Origin of the sequence: Ruminococcus flavefaciens 007c, assembly GCF_000571935.1 — a bacterium.
GTDB classification, from domain to species: Bacteria; Bacillota; Clostridia; order Oscillospirales; family Ruminococcaceae; genus Ruminococcus; species Ruminococcus flavefaciens_F.
Genome location: NZ_ATAX01000015.1, coordinates 52,612 through 70,908, shown reverse-complemented (window position 1 = coordinate 70,908; position 18,297 = coordinate 52,612). Strand labels below are relative to the sequence as shown.

Below are 18,297 nucleotides of genomic sequence, written 5' to 3'. Positions count from 1 at the left end.
GTAAAAAACAAAAAACCCGTCTCAAAGAAAACTTTGAGACGAGTATCATGATCTGATTACCCGCGGTACCACTCAAATTGTGCCGCTATTGCGTAACACCACTTCAGACTCCAGCAAGTCCTATTCATTCACGCAGAATCACGGGAACGCTTACTGAAATTTTCGGCATTCCGGCTCAGAAGGGATACATAGCATTGCATATCACCGACTCACACCTACCGCCGGCTCTCTGCAGACATTGGCAATCCTCTGCTTGTCTTCCTCATAGCTTATGCTTGGATTATACCACACAGAAATACATTTGTCAAGACCTTTTTGAAAAAATTTTTCTGAGATCACAGCCGTTGGAGATACATATACTCTTGCTGTTACAGGAGATATTTATCCGTGTACGGGCATATTTTATTGAATTTAAAATCAGAGAAATCAATAGCAATGGACTGTATGACACCATATGAGCTGATTTATTGTCAATGCAACTTACCGCTGAAAAAAGCAGCTTATCCGCAGCGTTCAGAGCATCAGGAGGAGCAGATGCTTTTCATACTTTTTTATATGAACTCTTTCTGCCTTGTCGGTCTGTTCCTTGACTCATGTGTTCACAGAGCGTATAATATAATTATACATCGATAAAACGCGCTGGATATGTGCTTTAATTTTTTTTGAAAAAACTGCGACATCTTATGCTTATCTTTCGTATAAGTAACAAAAGGAAACGTTTCTTTTCGAAAGGAGGATATATGGAAAACGGTATAAGTAGCTACAACCGTTTCCTCTCGGGAGATAAAGATGCAATAGACGAAGTTATACGCGATTATAAAGATGGTCTTGTATATTTCCTGTATAGTATCATCGGAGATATGGGGCAGGCCGAAGAAGCTGCCATAGATACCTTCGTAAAGCTGTATGTTGAAAAGCCCGCCTTCAAAGGCACAGGCAGTTTCAAGACATGGCTCTATACCATCGGAAGAAACAAGGCGATAGATATAAAACGAAAATTCTCTAAATTCAAGTCGGTTCCGCTTGAAAATGTGTTCGACGTCTCTGATGGGGAAAATATTGAACAGAAGGTCATAGATGATGAGCGGCGTTTAGACCTGCGCAAGCTCATCTCAAAGCTCAGACCGGAATACAGTCAGATATTGTATCTCATATTTTTTGAGGAATTCAAAAATGACGAAGCGGCTGAGATAATGAAAAAGAACAGCAAGCAGATCAGGGATCTGCTGTACAGAGCAAAAAATGCTCTGAAAAAAGAAATTGAAAAGGAAGGAGCAGTGTTCTATGGATTATAAAACCATGGCAGAGATAGTTAAATCCCGCGGTGATCTTATTCTGGAAAAGAAACGTACCCGCAGGATACGTTTGATAAGGATCACTTCAGGTGTGACGGCGTTGTGTGCTGCTGCGATCATAGGCTTTGGAATATGGCATAACAATACTGCTAAGGATCCTTCGTCGCTCAATTTCAACAAGGAGACGACTGCTGCAACAACAGATAATGTATCTGATGTTACAACCGTCACAGCAACAAACAATACTTCAGACGTTACAACTGTTACAGAAACAAACAAGACTACGGACGCTGCAACTGTCACAGCTGCAGATAATGCTTCTGCCGGTACAACGGCCGCTCTTGATAATAAGCATACAGTGACAACAAAAGTCCTCAGTACGGCTGCTGCAAAGAAAACGCAGACTACCGCGACTGCTGCAACGAGAGTTACATCTTCTCAGCAGCCTGCCGCACAGACAACTACCGTATCGTCTTCTGCTGTTACTGTCACGACTACAACGGAGAGTATTACTTTTATTAATCATAGGAGGGTATACTATATGAATAAATTATCAGCAGGATTTGCTGCAATGCTTGTAGCTTCATCAGCAGTTCCGAAGCCTGTGGACGCTGTCAATGATATAGGGATGAGACGCGTTCCGTTTGAAGTGATAAGTACAAAATATGATATAAATAATTTCTCTTTCAGTGAATGGCACAATGATGAAAGTCTGATCGACATAGACAAGAACGGAAAATTTGATATAAATGATGTTTATCGTCTGCACTGCATGGCAAAAGAGGCCGAAGATACCGGATGTGAGGAGCTGACTTACGATCTTAATAATGACGGCCTTTTTGACAGCGGTGATGTCAGTGAGCTCATTGTATATTATACTTGCTTTAACAAGATAGACCGAAGTATATTTGAATCCGGCCTCTACAGTGAGGACTTCTTGAAGTATTTTGCCGAAACATCTGAAATGGTTCACGGTATGTATGATATATTTACGGAAGCTTTAGAGACAAAGAAGCCTGATCTCGATGTTGACGGCAGCGGAAAATTTGATATTGCAGATGTGATGGATATTTACTGCTTCAAAAATATCTTTGATTCTCCTTGCGTAACATATGACTATATGGACTATGATAATCTTTCGTTTGAAGATAAGCTCAAGGTATATAATGAACTGACAAAAAACAAATTCCCGTCAGAATCGGAGACTAAGTGCATTGAAGTGTTAAGAACCATTGCAGACGATGAACTGGTCTATCCGGTATTTTCGGATTATCTTATAAGGTACTATTTTGAAAATGTACCATTTCAGCCTGAATATTCCGATTATCATTATTACGAGATACTTTGGGAAACAAGATATGACGAAAGAAGACTTTATGCACCGGAGCACAAGGACGCTTTAAGAGATTTTCAGTATGCAGTTGAAGACACGGAATGGGAAATGGGGCTTCCAAGAACCGATGTAAGAGCTGATGTGGATCTGAACAATATCGAAGCGGATTACGAGGTTTACAAGCAGAAGGTCGCGGAAGGTCTGCTCCCCGAACCGGACATGAACTTCGACGGCAGGATAACATTTGTTGACCATTTTATGATCGATGATATATTCAACAATTACAGATACCGTAAGAGCGACATATATACAGATGACATTATAGACAATTTCCTTTATCATTTCGATGTTAACGGAAACGGCATAAGTGGTGATGCGGCTGACTGCAGTATCGCACAGGTATATATCTGTGAAAAGCTCGGTATAAAGACACAGAAAGAGAAAGAATATGAGGATTTCAGGGATGCATGGATAAAAGGAGAGGTGACCAATTATTCGGGAACCAACTGCCTGGAAGGTTCAAGATATGGCCTTACAGATCCCGATGACCTGTTCAGTCTGTGCTATAATTATGTGTATGCTTTCACATATCCGAAAAGTGAAACAAGAGAATTGAAATATTTACAATACTATACAGACGTAAAAGCAGGATTAGCACCTGAACCTGATGTTGACATGAACGGTGTGATCGATGAGAACGATTATATCTATGCAGAGAATACGCTCTACTCTCAGACACATACCTCGCAGAATATCAATATTGTTCCTGAAAATGTAATGGATAATTATATCAGGAATTTTGATCTTGACGGCTCGGGTGTCAGCGGTGACGCAATGGATACGCTCATTATTCTGAATTATATATCAAGAGAATGCGGCATAGACACAAGTGACCTTGATATTATGGCGGAGAAAGCAAGAGGTCATTATACAGAGATACCTCAGAATGAAACAGTTGTTACTATGCCAATAATAACTACTACCGGCACCACGACTGCTGTCGGTAACGATACCGGATTAAATGGCGACGCAAACTGCGATACGGATATTGACCTTTCGGATGCTATTCTTGTAATGCAGGCGCTTGCTAATCCTGATAAATATGAAGTTGGGGGAACATCTAAAAATCATATTACAGTACAGGGAAAGAAGAATGCTGATGTTGACAGGTCCACCAAGGGACTTACAGCAAATGATGCCCTGTGCATACAGCAGTACCTTATCGGAAGCAGAGAATCACTGTGATAAGCATTATATGATTCTTATGATATGTTTAAAGGTATAAGTCAAGTCCCGCGGCATTGCCGCGGGGCTTTTTATGCGTCTGAACAATTATGCTTGACATTCGGCGGATTTAATGCTATCATTCAATTTTAGAGTATATTATTTATCTGAGGTGAATGATATGAAGATCGGATTTATCGGAGCAGGCAAAGTTGGTTTTTCTCTCGGAAAGTATCTTGCGGTAAAAGGTATGGATATTTCGGGATATTACAGCCGTTCGGAAATGTCTGCACATGAGGCGGCCGAATTTACGGGATCGGAGCTTTTTTTGTCTCCCGAAAGGCTCATTATCAACAGTGATGCCGTTTTTATAACCGTCCCCGATGGTGAGATAAAAAATACTTATCTTTCTCTGCCAAAGGAGCTCCTTTGCGGAAAACAGTTATGCCATTGCAGCGGAGCCATGTCCGCAGAGGAAGCCTTCCCCGGAATCGCGGAGTGCGGTGCAAAGGGTACGTCTGTACATCCGCTTTTTCCTGTGAGCAGCAGAACGGAATCCTACAAGGAGCTTGGCAATGCTTTTTTCTGTATTGAAGGGGACTGCGCCGATGAATGGAGCAGTATCTTTTCGTCTGTGGGAAATCATACACGCATAATAAGCAGCGGGATAAAAAGTCGCTATCATGCAGCCTGCTCGGTTGCAAGCAATCTTGTCTGCGGACTTATCGAGGAAAGCATCGGTCTTCTTGAGCAGTGCGGTTTTAATGAAAAAGAAGCGCTTACTGCGCTTGAACCGCTGGTAATTAGTAATATCAGGCGCATTTTTGCTGTGGGACCGACGGCTGCACTTACAGGACCTGTGGAACGAAACGATGTATCCACCGTTAAGAAACATCTCTCTTGCATAAGCGGAGATATCGATGTAAATGTTTACAGATCGGTTACAAAAAAACTTGCTGAAATGGCTCTGAGGCGCCATCCTGAGGCGGATTACACAGAAATGAATGAGCTGATTAGGTAATTGTCACCAAAGTCAAACCGTATGTTCATACAGTATTCATATTTCTGTGTTATACTTCATCTTGTATCTTATCCGTACTATCGGAAAGGTAACAACATTTAAGGAGAAAATTGAATATGAAGAACACTGTTTCAACCCTTCTGAAGCAGAAGCAATCAGGTGACAAGATCACGATGCTTACTGCTTATGACTACACAACAGCGAAGATCATTGATCAGTGCGGTGTTAATGCCATACTTATCGGTGATTCACTGGGAATGGTAATGCTCGGCTACGAAAACACACTGCCTGTTACTATGGAGGATATGATCCATCATACCGCCGCAGTTTCAAGAGGTGCCGAGAACGCTTTCGCAGTTGCTGATATGCCGTTTATGTCATATCAGATAAGTGTGCAGGAGGCTGTTATCAATGCAGGCCGTCTTGTCAAAGAGGGCGGCGCCAATGCTGTAAAGCTTGAAGGCGGCGCTGAGGTCTGCGAGCAGATAAGAGCTATCGTAAACGCTTCTATCCCTGTAGTTGCGCACTTGGGACTTACACCTCAGTCCGTCAACGTCTTTGGCGGCTTCAAGGTGCAGGGCAAGAGTCTTGACAATGCAAGGAAACTCATTGACGATGCACTGAAGATACAGGAGGCAGGTGCCTGCGCAGTAGTTCTGGAGGGTATTCCCGCAAAGCTTGCGGACATCATCACAAAAAAGCTTTTTATCCCTACTATCGGTATCGGCGCTGGAAAAGGCTGCGACGGACAGGTGCTGGTATATCAGGATATGCTCGGTCTTACCACAGGTCATACGCCTAAATTCGTAAAGAGATTTGCAGACGTTGGCTCTGTGATGCGTCAGGGAATAGCGGACTATATCAACGAGACCAAAGAGGGCTCATTCCCCGCTGACGAGCACACCTACGCTATCGAGGATGATGTTATAAACGAGCTTATGAGGGAGGAAAAGTGAAATGAAAGTTGTTAAGACTATAGATGAAGTACGCGCACAGGTAAGGGAATGGAGAGCACAGGGACTTACAGTAGGTCTGGTGCCGACTATGGGCTATCTCCATGAAGGACACGCAAGTCTTATTGACGCTTCTCACAGGGATAATGACAGGACAGTTGTATCTGATTTCGTAAATCCCATGCAGTTCGGTCCGACAGAGGATCTTGAAAGCTATCCCCGTGATATAGAACGCGACGCAAAGCTGGTGGAGGAGCACGGCGGTGATATTATATTCAATCCCGAGCCGTCAGAGATGTACCATGAGGGCTTCTCGTCATTTGTTGATATGACCGTACTCACACAGGAACTCTGCGGACTCAGCCGTCCTGTACACTTCAGAGGCGTTTGCACGGTAGTATCAAAGCTGTTTAATATCGTAAAGCCCGACCGTGCATATTTCGGCAAGAAGGACGCGCAGCAGCTAGCAGTTATACGTCATATGGTTGACGACCTGAATATGGACATAGAGATAATCGGCTGTCCTATAGTACGTGAAGCCGACGGTTTGGCTAAGAGTTCCCGCAATACATATCTCAGCGAAGCTGAAAGAGAAGCTGCACTTGTACTTTCAAAGGCAGTATTTCTCGGAATGGATATGGTGAAAAAGGGTGAAAAGGACTGCTCGGCGATAATCGGCGAAATGAAAAAGCTCATCGAATCCGAACCTCTTGCACGTATCGATTATGTCAAGATAGTAGATTGTGCAACAATGCAGCAGATCACCTGCCTTGACCGTCCCGCTCTCTGCGCTATGGCGGCATATATCGGCAGCACACGCCTTATAGACAACTTCTTCACAGAAGACGTATAAGGAGGCTGCCATGGAAATATCAATGCTCAAAAGCAAGATACACCGCGCCGTTATCACTCAGGCAGAGCTCAACTATGTTGGAAGCGTTACTATTGATGAAGAGCTCATGGAAGCTGCAGGACTTTATGAATACGAGCGTGTGCATATATCCAACGTAAACAGCGGAAGCCGCATAGAGACCTATGTTATTGCAGGAGAACGCGGAAGCGGCGTCATCTGCCTCAACGGAGCTGCCGCACGTTCGGGACAGAAGGGCGATCATGTGATAATAATGGCTTATGCGAATATGTCTCCCGAGGAAATAAAAACACATCGTCCCAAGGTAGTTTTTGTCGGCGATAAAAATGAGATAATCAGAGTAGCCGATTACGAAAAACACGGTGAACTCAGATAAAATGACATAGCATATGCAAGCCGCTTGCGGAAATCTCCGCAAGCGGCTTTTTGTAATGAAAAAAACAGGCAGCCGAAGGCTGCCTGCATATCGTTATCATTAAATTTATCTGAATCTGACACCAAATCCGTTCATTCTGCCGAAATGGTTCATAGGTGTGGAGCGTATGCCGTATACGGTGAAGTAATTATAATGCCTGCCGTTAAATCTGTTGAAGTACATTGAATTATAGCGGCCGATGCAGGACATGAGCAGGATTGCATCAATAATATCTACCCTTTTGTTTCCGTCAATGTCAGCATATTTCTTATCATCATCGGAAAGCTGTACCAGACCTGATGAATGTGCAAGGATATATGCTGCGTCGGCAGAATTTATCATGCCGTCTCCGTTTACATCTCCCACAATTCTGAAATTGCAGGCTGCTGTCTCTTCAGCGGGAAGTGTTTCCTCGGTGGTTTCGGGAGCTTCGGGCTTCTCCTCGACTTTCATTCTCTCGGTAATGTGTTCTGACATTGTATCATAGAGTATTTCCGCGATCTCTTTATGACCGTTTGCATTTGGATGAGGATCGAAGTCATCTTCGGGTGATATTCCGTAAACGTCAACGTATACAGCACCTGTTTCCTCAGCTACGTCCATGAGTTTCTCATTGAGGCGGCGCATCTGCGGATCAACATTTTTTCCTGTTGCCTTCATAGCCAGTGGAGCGGCTACTTCCGAAGCGATGGCATTTGCAACTGCTGTCTGATTGGCTGTGCGGTATTTTGTCATAACTGCCATAAGCTCTGTCAGTTCGGAAATATCATCGTAGTTACGGATGATGTCTATTACTGCCTGAAGCTCGGAAATATCGTCATAACTGAGCATTATGTCCATAAGCTCCTGATTTTCGGGCTTGCCTTCGGAGGAGGATACAAGCTCGGCAAGAGTCTTGACCTCGTTTATGTCGTCGTATTCGGCGATCATTGCAAGGAGTTCCTGAAGCTCTGCGGCGTCGTTATATTTCTCCATTACAGACTTGATCTCATTTATCTTGGCTACCTTATCCTTGAGACCGTTTATGTAGTCGATGGACTGCTTGCCACCTGCGGTGAGTTCGTCCTCGCTCTCAGCGGCAGCATTTGCAGCTGCGGCGTATACCTTTCCGAGAACTGCAAAAATATCTTCCTTGATCTCTTCAGATTCCTCGGGAGTGCGGTAAGGATTGTACATACCCACCAGAGCTATATCAGCGTCACTGTTGAGCTCCTTTACAGCTTCAACTACGCCCTTGACATGGTTTGCGGATTCGTCAACAAGAGCATCGGCTCTTGCGCCTATGTTGTACATAAAGCTTGCAGCTTCAAGGAAATCCTCGGAGGTTATGCTGTCCTTGCTCTCTGCGATCACCTGGAGACCGCCGCCTATGGCTGTCTTTGTGTCTGTGCCGAACAGAGTGAGCATAAGTGAGATGCCTGCTGCTTTGAGAACAGGATTTTCACTGCCGACCATCTGCGGAACGATGCTCATTATAATATCGTTTCCACCCAGCTGGATGCTTACAAGGTCAGCTTCGGTAAGGTATTTTGTGTATGTATCATGGTAGGGGATAAGTACATCGCTTGATCCCTCGCCGAGATATGCTTCGAGTATGCTCGAAGCAAAGGCGCCTTTATATCCTGGCGTTTTTATTGTATTTTCAATGTCCTCTGCGCGGTAAGCAGTGGAAGCAAGATTTGTTCCCTTGACATTATAGCCTCTTTCCTCACCGAGCTTATCTATATATTCAGTAAATATTGCGGGATATGCTCCCTTGACTGGATCTGCAAGAAGCTCATCAGTTATGATAAGTGCGGGATCCTGGGTAAGATCGCCTCCTGCCAGTCCGAAGCCTGCCGCAATACTGTCACCCAGGGCGACATATTTGAAATCACCGTTTGTTCTGTTATTTTCATTTTCTGCTGCAAAAGCTGTTATTCCCGTAGCGCTGCTAAGTGTTACAGCTGAAATCAGTGCAGCTAAGACCTTTGATACCTTCATTACTTTTCCTCCTTGCTGTATTTCTCATTTATCGGTATAACGAATTTACTGCCTGTTTTTATTCTGATGGTGCTGCCGTTTTCGGAATAGTCCACCAGCATGAGGTGACCGTTTCCGAGTGGTGCGATATATCCCTTGTAATCATGAGTAAGGAGAATATAGTCTCTCTTTGCGGTAATTTCGCCTATCTCGAATTCCTTGTAGAACTTTACTGCGTCGAGACGGTACTTACGGCAGATATACTCAACAAGCTCTGCGGTGGGCTCAGCTTCGTCGGGATCAAGAATGATCTGACCAACAACGTCGTAGCCGTCGCATTCGTTCTTAAAAGCACTTATTTCCCATTCGTTGATAGGATCATTCTCATCGAGAGTGCTCTCTATCATGAACAGATATACACGCTTTCCGTTCTCGTCAACGTATGAATCTGAAGCTCTGCCCATTATGGTGTATGAGCCGTCAGCGTGTCTTACGGCAATATCTCCCGTAACGCCCCATTTCATTCCGTTTTCGTCATAGTACCAGCGCTCCGCTGTGGCTTCGGGATTGTTGAGATAACGGTCAGCCGAAGCGGGACTTGAAGCATGAAGGTTTGCGAGTACCTCGCCCTCGTCCACGATATTTCCGTCGTCGTCTACCAGTTTTACCTGTACAAAGGGCTCAAGAGGCTTACCTGTCTCGTTGGTCTTTGTTTCCTCGTCCATAAAGTATGTAACGAGAGTAACGCCGCCCTCTTCGCTTGCGCCGCCGCCGAGAGAAAATCTTACGCTGCAGCCGTTGTCACGGAGCCACTTGTCGATCTTGCGGACGGAATTAACGTTTACAGCTTCACCGCCGGATGCGGGACGTGTGAGCATTTCAAGCGCTGTGGGGGAGACAATGCCCTGTCTTACGCTTGTAAGATAAAAGCTTGCTGTTGCAACGACACAGTTGCAGTTGGTTTCTGAAAGATCCTTTGCAAATGTATATTTGTTGTAGATAGGTCTCGGTACAAGTGTGCCGCCTCTTGCAAGAGGCATGATAGCGCAGACTCTTTCACCCGTCATATGAGTCATGGGGATGCACTGGAAATTGCGCTCTCCCACATAATTCTGAGTGTCGAGTCCTGCGTGCATTTCAACATATGCGTTCAGCGAATACTCCTTATAGACAACGCATTTTGGCTTGTTGGTAGTACCGCTGGTATAGAAATAACTTATATCACGGTCCAGATCTGTAGGACCGAGATCAAGCTCGATATCGCTCTCCTCACCGGCGATCCTGAGATCCTCAAGGCGTATGAACTCCACTCCCTTGATCTTGTCGAGATTGGTAAGACACTCTCTGATCTGCCCGATATTGAATACTTCCTGCATTTTCTCGGGCATCTCCGAGGTATCCAGGAACATTCCCTTCTTCTCGGGAGGGAGAAAATCATCAAGGCTCATGAGTATGACTTTTTTGATGCTGCTGTTTGAAAGATGCTCGATAAAATACGGCAGAAATGCGTCGAGAGTTACGATTATCTCTGAACCCTTGTCCTGTGTATAGAGCGGGAAATCGTCTTTAAGGAACAAGAAATTGACATTGTTGCTTATGGCTTTTATGAGATTGCAGGCAAAAAGCAGCATAAGGTTTTCGACACTTACAGGGAGGCAGAGCGTTACAACGTCGCCTTCCTTTACGCCTGCAAGCTTGAGGCCCTTTGCATAGGCTTCACGCAGTGCGGGGAGCTCACCGTAGGTGATCTTTGTGCCGAAGTAGTCAATAGCGTCGCCGTCGAGATTGTCCTGATTGAATGACATAATATTGTCAAAGATGTTCATGTTGTAGATCTCTACCCCGTTTATTACGCGATCTACTTTTGCCCAATCAGGAAACTTTCTTACAATAGTGCATGTGTTGACATGTGTTAGTGTTTTCATGGTTAATCTTTTTCCTTTCCTATATCATGTGGATGGAGATGCTTCTCCATAAAAATATTCAATTTTCAGTTATGGCAGAAACACCCCTATTTATGCCAAACAGCAGTCATATGCTCCTGACCCCAACACAGGAATCTGCTGTTCATTATTTATTATAACATAAAGATTTTAAAAAGTCCTTAAAAAATTCTTAAATCTTTTTTATTCTTTCTTTAAATAAATTCTTACACTCAGTAAAACATGATATATAAATAAGTATAAGAATATCAATGGCTTCGGACGTAGACAAAAATAGGGGAGTGTGATATAATGGATATATCTTATAAAGAAAGGCAAATGATTATGAAATTGCTTATCATCAGACACGGTGATCCTGATTATACTATTGATTCACTGACCGAAAAGGGGCACAGAGAGGCAGAAATGCTATCGGAGAGAATTGCCCCGATGAATATCGCAGCTTATTATGTTTCTCCTCTTGGAAGAGCACAGGCTACTGTCGGATATACTTTAAGAAAATGCGGACGTACCGCAAAAACACTTGAGTGGCTGCGTGAATTCGATAAAAATCTCATTATCGGTCCTGACGGCCAGCGGCGCATTGCATGGGATATGCTGCCGCAGGATTGGACTGCTGTTCCCGAATACTATGACAGGGATAAGTGGTATGATGTTCCTGTTATGGCAGAGGCAGATATGAGAAACGGTATCGCATATGTTCAGAACGGTCTGGACTCTTTGCTGGCAGAGCACGGATACAGACGGAATGGAAACTGTTATAGCGCAGTACGTCCTAATGAGGATACAATCGCATTGTTCTGTCATTTCGGAGTGGAAGGCGTAATGCTCGGACATCTTCTCGGTATCTCGCCAATGCTCCTGTGGCATGGATTTATGGCAGCTCCCACATCGGTAACAACTGTTTGTACCGAGGAGCGCAGAGAAGGCACAGCATACTTCAGAGTTACCACTTTCGGTGATATTTCTCATCTTAATGCCAATGATGAGCCGCCTTCCTTCTCGGGAAGATTTTGCGAGACATACGGCAATACTGCTCAGAGACATGACTGATGCTAAAAAATAACAGTTTATAGGGCAATGCTTTTTTGCATTGCATTTTTTATTTTTATCCGAATAATTTAAAAATACTTTCGTTTATCTATATAAGGGGAGGGATTTTTTCAGCGCAGTTATGCTTGCGGGAACCGCAAAAAACTTTGACAGATCGTAAAAATCACAGTGAGGATAGTCATTTTGCTGTGATATGATATTGCCTTTTTTTACGGACAAGGCATACAATGCGAAAAATCGGCAATAATCGACTTGCAGTTCGGAGCGGCATAGTGTAAAATCCTTATAAGGGGTATATGGACGGTCATTATAATTATTTGGAGGTGTATTTATGTCATTACGTCTATTCAAACGTGCAGCATCTGTAAGTACAGCAATTCTGTGCTTAGCTGCTGCGGTACCGTCAGTACCTTTCAAAGCTTCCGCAGAACAGAGCAGAGTGATAAGCTCTGATGGCTATGACTATGAATACTGGATGCAGAACAGCGACGACGAGTTCAAATTTGAGCTCGATGGTTCGGGCGGATTTGAAGCTTCATGGAATGCTGCGGATAATTGCTTTTTTTCCAAGGGACTGATAAACAGCAGACCGTCCTCGGATAATTACAGTGTGAGCTATGATATGTCACTTGCTTACAAGCCCGAGGAGTCATGCGATGACGCTTGCGTATATGTATGTGCATACGGTACCCTTACCGATCCTCCCGCAGTATTTTTCTTTACCGACTGTGCTTCGGACCGTTCAAGCTATATAGGTGAAAACAGCGGCTTTGAAAATCTGGGTATTTTTGATTCCAACGGCAATACCTATGAGCTATATTACAAAAAAGATGTTGAAAATTCCATTCACGGCTCGTATTCATACGACAGATTTGTAAGTCTGCGAAGAGGCTGCGAGATAAATGACAATTATGCTGAGCTTGAAGGAAATATTAACGTAAAAGCCCAGCTGGATGCATTTAATAAGCTTGGCAAGAAAACAGGCACACTGGACAGCCTTTCTCTTAATCTTGAGTCTTATAATTGCAGCGGTTTTGCTATACTCAACAGATGCGAGATAACAGAGCTTTCCGGTGAAGCCGGAGATGCTCCATATGCTTCGGGCGGCACCTTTGAGAAGAACGGATATACCTACTCCTACCGCTCGTCCTGCGAGCCGGATAATGTCGATTTCAAGCTTTACGATGTCGATGATGATACAGACATGGACTTCGGTTTTTCATGGAAAGAGGGAGAGAGCAGCCTTACCAAGAGCCTTTTATCTGCCCCTGTAAAAGCAGATGCTAATTCAATTCTGATCTTTAAAAAGGATTATGAATATGCTTTTTGCGGTGACAAGGACGATATTGCAAATGCTTTTGATAATATCCTCGAGCTTGACATAGAAAATGAACAGACAGTATATTTTGCTTCTGTAAAGAATAACTCGGGTTCTTATGTTCGGTATTTGACAGATAAGTACCTTGAAAAGGGCATTGATGCAAGGATAATCGCAGGAGATGTCAACAATGAGATAGCCCTTGACAATGACAAGGAGCGTATCAGGATGTATGTGTATCCCGTGGAATATACTGTCACGAGTAATGAAAATGAAGAAAAAAAGCATACCGATTACTGGCTTATGAAAGACGAAAACTATTACATAACGGATAATTCCGTTCACCATACAGGAGCGCTGGCAGACCTGTCAAAGGCTTTGAAGGAGCTTAAAGCATACGGACTGGACGCGGAAACTGTATACTCGGCTTCATATACCTTCGGTACTGAAAAGCTTGCGGGCAGTCTGAATGTGAAGGAGCTGTCTATCGAAAGTACAGATTTTCCGAACGGACCGTTTTACTATGATTATCATTACTTCAATAAGCATGATTTTTCGCTTGAATCTTCAGATCAGGCTTTCTTCGGCTTGAAATGGAGAGACGATATACAGGGATACTGTTCAGCCGAAGCAGGCATGAGCTTTGAAGAGGACGGCCTTGATCTGTCAGATGTTGAAAGGATTGCCGTTGATTACAGCGGAAGTCTGGAATACAGTAAGAACGACGACAATGCCGATGCTCTCACAGGTATTTGCATATACGGAAGTTTACCTGTATCAGAGAATGAGGCGGACGAGATGTGTATAGTGCTTGAAGGAATGTATGATTACGGTGAAAGTACGGATAGTCCCAGGACGGTGCTTTCTATTAATGATAACGGAAAATGGTATGATATTTCCCGAGATACTGCCTACAGCGGCGATGGTGGAGATGAATCTGCTGATATCGACTCTGCTGAAATCGTTTATCAGTTCAGCAGCAGGGAGCACGACCACAGAACTGAGAGTGGTGAGCCTTTGAAGTTCAGCGGGACCATAGATCTCACAAAGCATATCGAAGCTTATAGGGAGACAAATCCGAAATTGAATACTGCTGTACATCTCTGCAAGCTTGACAATATTGCAATTCGTGCAGATGCTTCAGGCTCTGAGGGACGTGCCGTTATCGATAAATTTGAAGTAACAATAGAGTACAGAGACGGAACTGTCGAGAACTACAATCCTTACAGAGTAAAAATGTTTATGCCCTGGGAGGTTACCGGAGATCTTAACGGTGATAAGATAATAGATTCCCTTGATGTTGCGCTATGCCGCAGAGAACTGCTAAGATCGGAGAACGGTGAGGAGTTCAATAAATTTGCGGATATGGATAAAAACGGAAAGCTACAGGTGAATGATCTGGTACTGCTGACACGTTTTGTGCTGGGCCTGAAAACATAATGTATAAAGTATAAATACCAAAAGTCAGTCCATATGGGCTGACTTTTTTGTATACAAAATGTGCTGAGTCCGAATGTGTATATGAAATATCGGACAGATTATAAAAAGGGCTTATCACTTACGGCTATTTGAGCTTTACAGCGCTTAATACTGCCTTTTCAGAGGACGAACTATATAAACGATATATAATTTCTATATATCTAATTGTGCAATATTATATAAAGCAATTTTTGGGTATAAATACACGGCGTTAATTGCGACCAATTTACAGCAGGCGGTCGTTTTCCTCTATTTTTAGGGGGAAATACGAACATACAAATCCGCAACATATGGTCAGAATGAAAAACGAGCGCAATATTTGGCTTGTATTACGTTTTGTTGATATAATATAATAATATACAGATTGATAAAGCCCGAATAATCAGAGTGGTATAGTCAAGAGCAATAGAGGTATGAATTGCAAGCTTGATGGGTTTTATCATCTTGACTTTTTATCATTTTCAAAAGGAGTGATTTTATTGAAGCTTTCTAAAATCAAGAAGATTCTCAGTGGAACAGTGTCTGCACTGATGATCGCATCAGCTGCACCTGTTGTTGCTTCGGCTGCTGATCAGCAGACCAGAGGTAACGTCGGCGGTTACGATTACGAGATGTGGAACCAGAACGGTCAGGGCCAGGCATCAATGAATCCCGGTGCAGGTTCTTTCACTTGTTCATGGAGTAACATCGAGAACTTCCTCGCTCGTATGGGTAAGAACTACGACAGCCAGAAGAAGAATTACAAGGCTTTCGGAAACATCGTTCTTACTTATGATGTAGAGTACTCACCAAGAGGAAATTCATATATGTGCGTATATGGATGGACAAGAAATCCTCTCATGGAGTATTACATCGTTGAAGGTTGGGGCGACTGGAGACCACCCGGAAACGATGGCGAGGTAAAGGGTACTGTTACAGCTAACGGAAATACTTACGACATTCGCAAGACAATGCGTTACAACCAGCCTTCACTGGATGGTACAGCAACATTCCCTCAGTACTGGAGCGTTCGTCAGACCAGCGGTTCTGCAAACAACCAGACAAACTACATGAAGGGAACGATCGATGTAACTAAGCACTTTGACGCATGGAGTGCAGCAGGTCTCGATATGTCCGGTACACTTTATGAGGTATCACTCAACATCGAGGGTTACCGTTCAAACGGTTCTGCTAACGTTAAGAGCGTAAGCGTTACACAGGGAGGCTCTTCCGATAACGGTGCTCAGCAGCAGAACAACGACTGGAACCAGCAGAACAACAACCAGCAGCAGAACAATGACTGGAATAACTGGGGACAGCAGAATAACGACTGGAACCAGTGGAACAATCAGGGTCAGCAGAACAATGACTGGAACAACTGGGGTCAGCAGAATAATGACTGGAACCAGTGGAACAATCAGGGCCAGCAGCAGAACAACGACTGGAACAACTGGGGTCAGCAGAATAATGACTGGAACCAGTGGAACAATCAGGGCCAGCAGAACAACGACTGGAACAACTGGGGTCAGCAGAATAATGACTGGAACCAGTGGAACAATCAGAGTCAGCAGCAGAACAACGACTGGAACAACTGGGGTCAGCAGAATAATGACTGGAATCAGTGGAATAACCAGAACAACAACCAGCAGAACGCTTGGAATGGCTGGGATAATAATAACAACTGGAACCAGAACAACAATCAGCAGAACAACTGGGACTGGAACAACCAGAATAACTGGAACAATAACCAGCAGCAGAACAATGACTGGAACCAGTGGAACAACCAGGGGCAGCAGAATAACGACTGGAACCAGTGGAACAACCAGGGGCAGCAGAATAACGACTGGAACCAGTGGAATAACCAGAATAACTGGAATCAGAACAACAATCAGCAGAATGCTTGGAACGGCTGGGATAACAACAATAACTGGAACCAGTGGGATCAGAACAATCAGTGGAACAACCAGCAGCAGAACAACACCTGGGACTGGAATAATCAGAACAACTGGAACAACAACCAGCAGAACAATGACTGGAACCAGTGGAACAACCAGCAGCAGAATAACGGCTGGAACCAGTGGAACAACCAGCAGCAGAATAACGGCTGGAACCAGTGGAATAACCAGAATAACAACCAGAACAACGGCTGGGACTGGAATAACCAGAATAACTGGAATCAGAACAACAACCAGCAGAATGCCTGGAACGGCTGGGATAACAACAATAACTGGAACCAGTGGGGCGGTCAGAACAACGACTGGAACAACCAGCAGCAGAATAACGACTGGAATCAGTGGAATAACCAGGGACAGCAGCAGAACAATGACTGGAATAACCAGAATAACTGGAATCAGGGTCAACAGAATAACAATAATTCAGCAGGATCAAGCGACAGCCTGAAGGGGGCTTTCTCCAAGTACTTCAAGATCGGTACTTCTGTAAGTCCTCACGAGCTTAACAGCGGTGCAGACTTCCTTAAGAAGCACTACAACTCCATAACTCCCGAGAACGAGCTCAAGCCTGAAAGCATTCTCGATCAGGGGGCTTGCCAGCAGAAGGGCAACAATGTAAATACTCAGATCAGCCTTTCAAGAGCAGCTCAGACTCTGAAGTTCTGTGAGCAGAACGGCATTGCTCTCCGTGGTCATACATTCGTTTGGTACAGCCAGACTCCTGACTGGTTCTTCCGTGAGAACTTCTCTCAGAACGGCGCTTATGTATCAAAGGATATAATGAACCAGCGTCTCGAGAGCATGATAAAGAATACATTTGCTGCTCTCAAGTCACAGTATCCGAACCTCGATGTATATTCCTACGACGTATGTAACGAGCTTTTCCTCAACAACGGCGGCGGAATGAGAGGTGCTGACAATTCCAACTGGGTAAAGATCTACGGTGATGACAGCTTTGTTATCAACGCATTCAAGTACGCAAGACAGTACGCTCCTGCAGGATGCAAGCTCTATCTCAATGATTACAACGAGTACATCCCTGCTAAGACAAACGACATCTATAATATGGCTATGAAGCTCAAGCAGCTCGGTTATATTGACGGTATCGGTATGCAGTCACATCTGGCTACAAACTATCCCGATGCTAATACTTATGAGACAGCTCTCAAGAAGTTCCTCAGCACAGGTCTTGAGGTTCAGATCACAGAGCTCGACATCACTTGCACCAATTCTGCTGAGCAGGCTGATCTTTATGAGAAGATCTTCAAGCTCGCTATGCAGAACTCAGCTCAGATCCCTGCTGTAACCATCTGGGGTACACAGGACAGCGTAAGCTGGAGATCATCACAGAATCCTCTTCTGTTCTCGGCTGGTTATCAGCCCAAGCCGGCTTATGACAGAGTAATGGCTCTTGCAAAGTGAGACTAATGTACTGATACAACTCCACAGTTATATATTTGTAATGATGTATAACATGATCTGATATTTAATATGATTTT

General features: G+C 44.0%; 11 protein-coding genes and 1 other annotated feature. Of the genes, 9 read left to right on the top strand and 2 right to left on the bottom strand.

Annotated features, from left to right (window positions below):
- Window positions 1–31 precede the first annotated feature (31 nt).
- Window positions 32–275 (bottom strand) — a binding site (T-box leader).
- A gap of 465 nt (window positions 276–740) precedes the next feature.
- From RF007C_RS04340 to panD, 6 genes are all read left to right on the top strand, one after another.
- Complete coding sequence (locus RF007C_RS04340; RefSeq protein ID WP_037297573.1) at window positions 741–1,295, top strand: RNA polymerase sigma factor; 555 nt, start codon at window positions 741–743, stop codon at window positions 1,293–1,295.
- Window positions 1,285–3,873 (top strand): hypothetical protein, encoded by a 2,589-nt coding sequence (locus RF007C_RS04335; protein ID WP_037297572.1) that lies wholly within the window; start codon window positions 1,285–1,287, stop codon window positions 3,871–3,873. Before RF007C_RS04340 ends, RF007C_RS04335 begins: the two co-directional genes overlap by 11 nt.
- 112 nt (window positions 3,874–3,985) lie before the next feature.
- Window positions 3,986–4,873, top strand: a complete 888-nt coding sequence (locus tag RF007C_RS04330; RefSeq protein ID WP_082316689.1) for a DUF2520 domain-containing protein — start codon at window positions 3,986–3,988, stop codon at window positions 4,871–4,873.
- Between the two features lie 116 nt (window positions 4,874–4,989).
- Complete coding sequence (gene panB / locus RF007C_RS04325; RefSeq protein ID WP_037297570.1) at window positions 4,990–5,829, top strand: 3-methyl-2-oxobutanoate hydroxymethyltransferase; 840 nt, start codon at window positions 4,990–4,992, stop codon at window positions 5,827–5,829.
- Between the two features lies 1 nt (window position 5,830).
- Entirely contained in the window at window positions 5,831–6,679 is an 849-nt protein-coding gene (gene panC, locus RF007C_RS04320) for a pantoate--beta-alanine ligase (RefSeq protein WP_037297569.1), read from the top strand.
- Window positions 6,680–6,689: 10 nt separating this feature from the next.
- Window positions 6,690–7,073, top strand: a complete 384-nt coding sequence (panD, locus tag RF007C_RS04315; protein WP_019681033.1) for an aspartate 1-decarboxylase — start codon at window positions 6,690–6,692, stop codon at window positions 7,071–7,073.
- Window positions 7,074–7,178: 105 nt separating this feature from the next.
- Here the strand turns inward: panD and RF007C_RS04310 are convergent, their stop codons facing one another.
- Both RF007C_RS04310 and RF007C_RS04305 read right to left on the bottom strand, forming a co-directional pair.
- Window positions 7,179–9,095, bottom strand: a complete 1,917-nt coding sequence (locus RF007C_RS04310; RefSeq protein ID WP_051456510.1) for an SGNH/GDSL hydrolase family protein — start codon at window positions 9,093–9,095, stop codon at window positions 7,179–7,181.
- On the bottom strand, window positions 9,095–10,999 hold the full coding sequence (locus RF007C_RS04305; protein ID WP_037297568.1) for a class I adenylate-forming enzyme family protein: 1,905 nt from the start codon (window positions 10,997–10,999) through the stop codon (window positions 9,095–9,097). Before RF007C_RS04305 ends, RF007C_RS04310 begins: the two co-directional genes overlap by 1 nt.
- 342 nt (window positions 11,000–11,341) lie before the next feature.
- Here RF007C_RS04305 and RF007C_RS04300 point away from each other — a divergent pair, with 342 nt between their 5' ends.
- The 3 genes from RF007C_RS04300 (at window position 11,342) to RF007C_RS16310 (ending at window position 18,220) form a co-directional block, all read left to right on the top strand.
- The gene (locus RF007C_RS04300) at window positions 11,342–12,070 is read left to right on the top strand and encodes a histidine phosphatase family protein (protein ID WP_037297581.1); all 729 of its coding nucleotides are present in this window, start codon (window positions 11,342–11,344) and stop codon (window positions 12,068–12,070) included.
- Between the two features lie 331 nt (window positions 12,071–12,401).
- The gene (locus RF007C_RS04295) at window positions 12,402–14,828 is read left to right on the top strand and encodes a dockerin type I repeat-containing protein (protein WP_037297565.1); all 2,427 of its coding nucleotides are present in this window, start codon (window positions 12,402–12,404) and stop codon (window positions 14,826–14,828) included.
- A gap of 518 nt (window positions 14,829–15,346) precedes the next feature.
- Window positions 15,347–18,220 (top strand): endo-1,4-beta-xylanase, encoded by a 2,874-nt coding sequence (locus tag RF007C_RS16310; protein WP_051456509.1) that lies wholly within the window; start codon window positions 15,347–15,349, stop codon window positions 18,218–18,220.
- The last annotated feature ends 77 nt before the right edge of the window (window positions 18,221–18,297 follow it).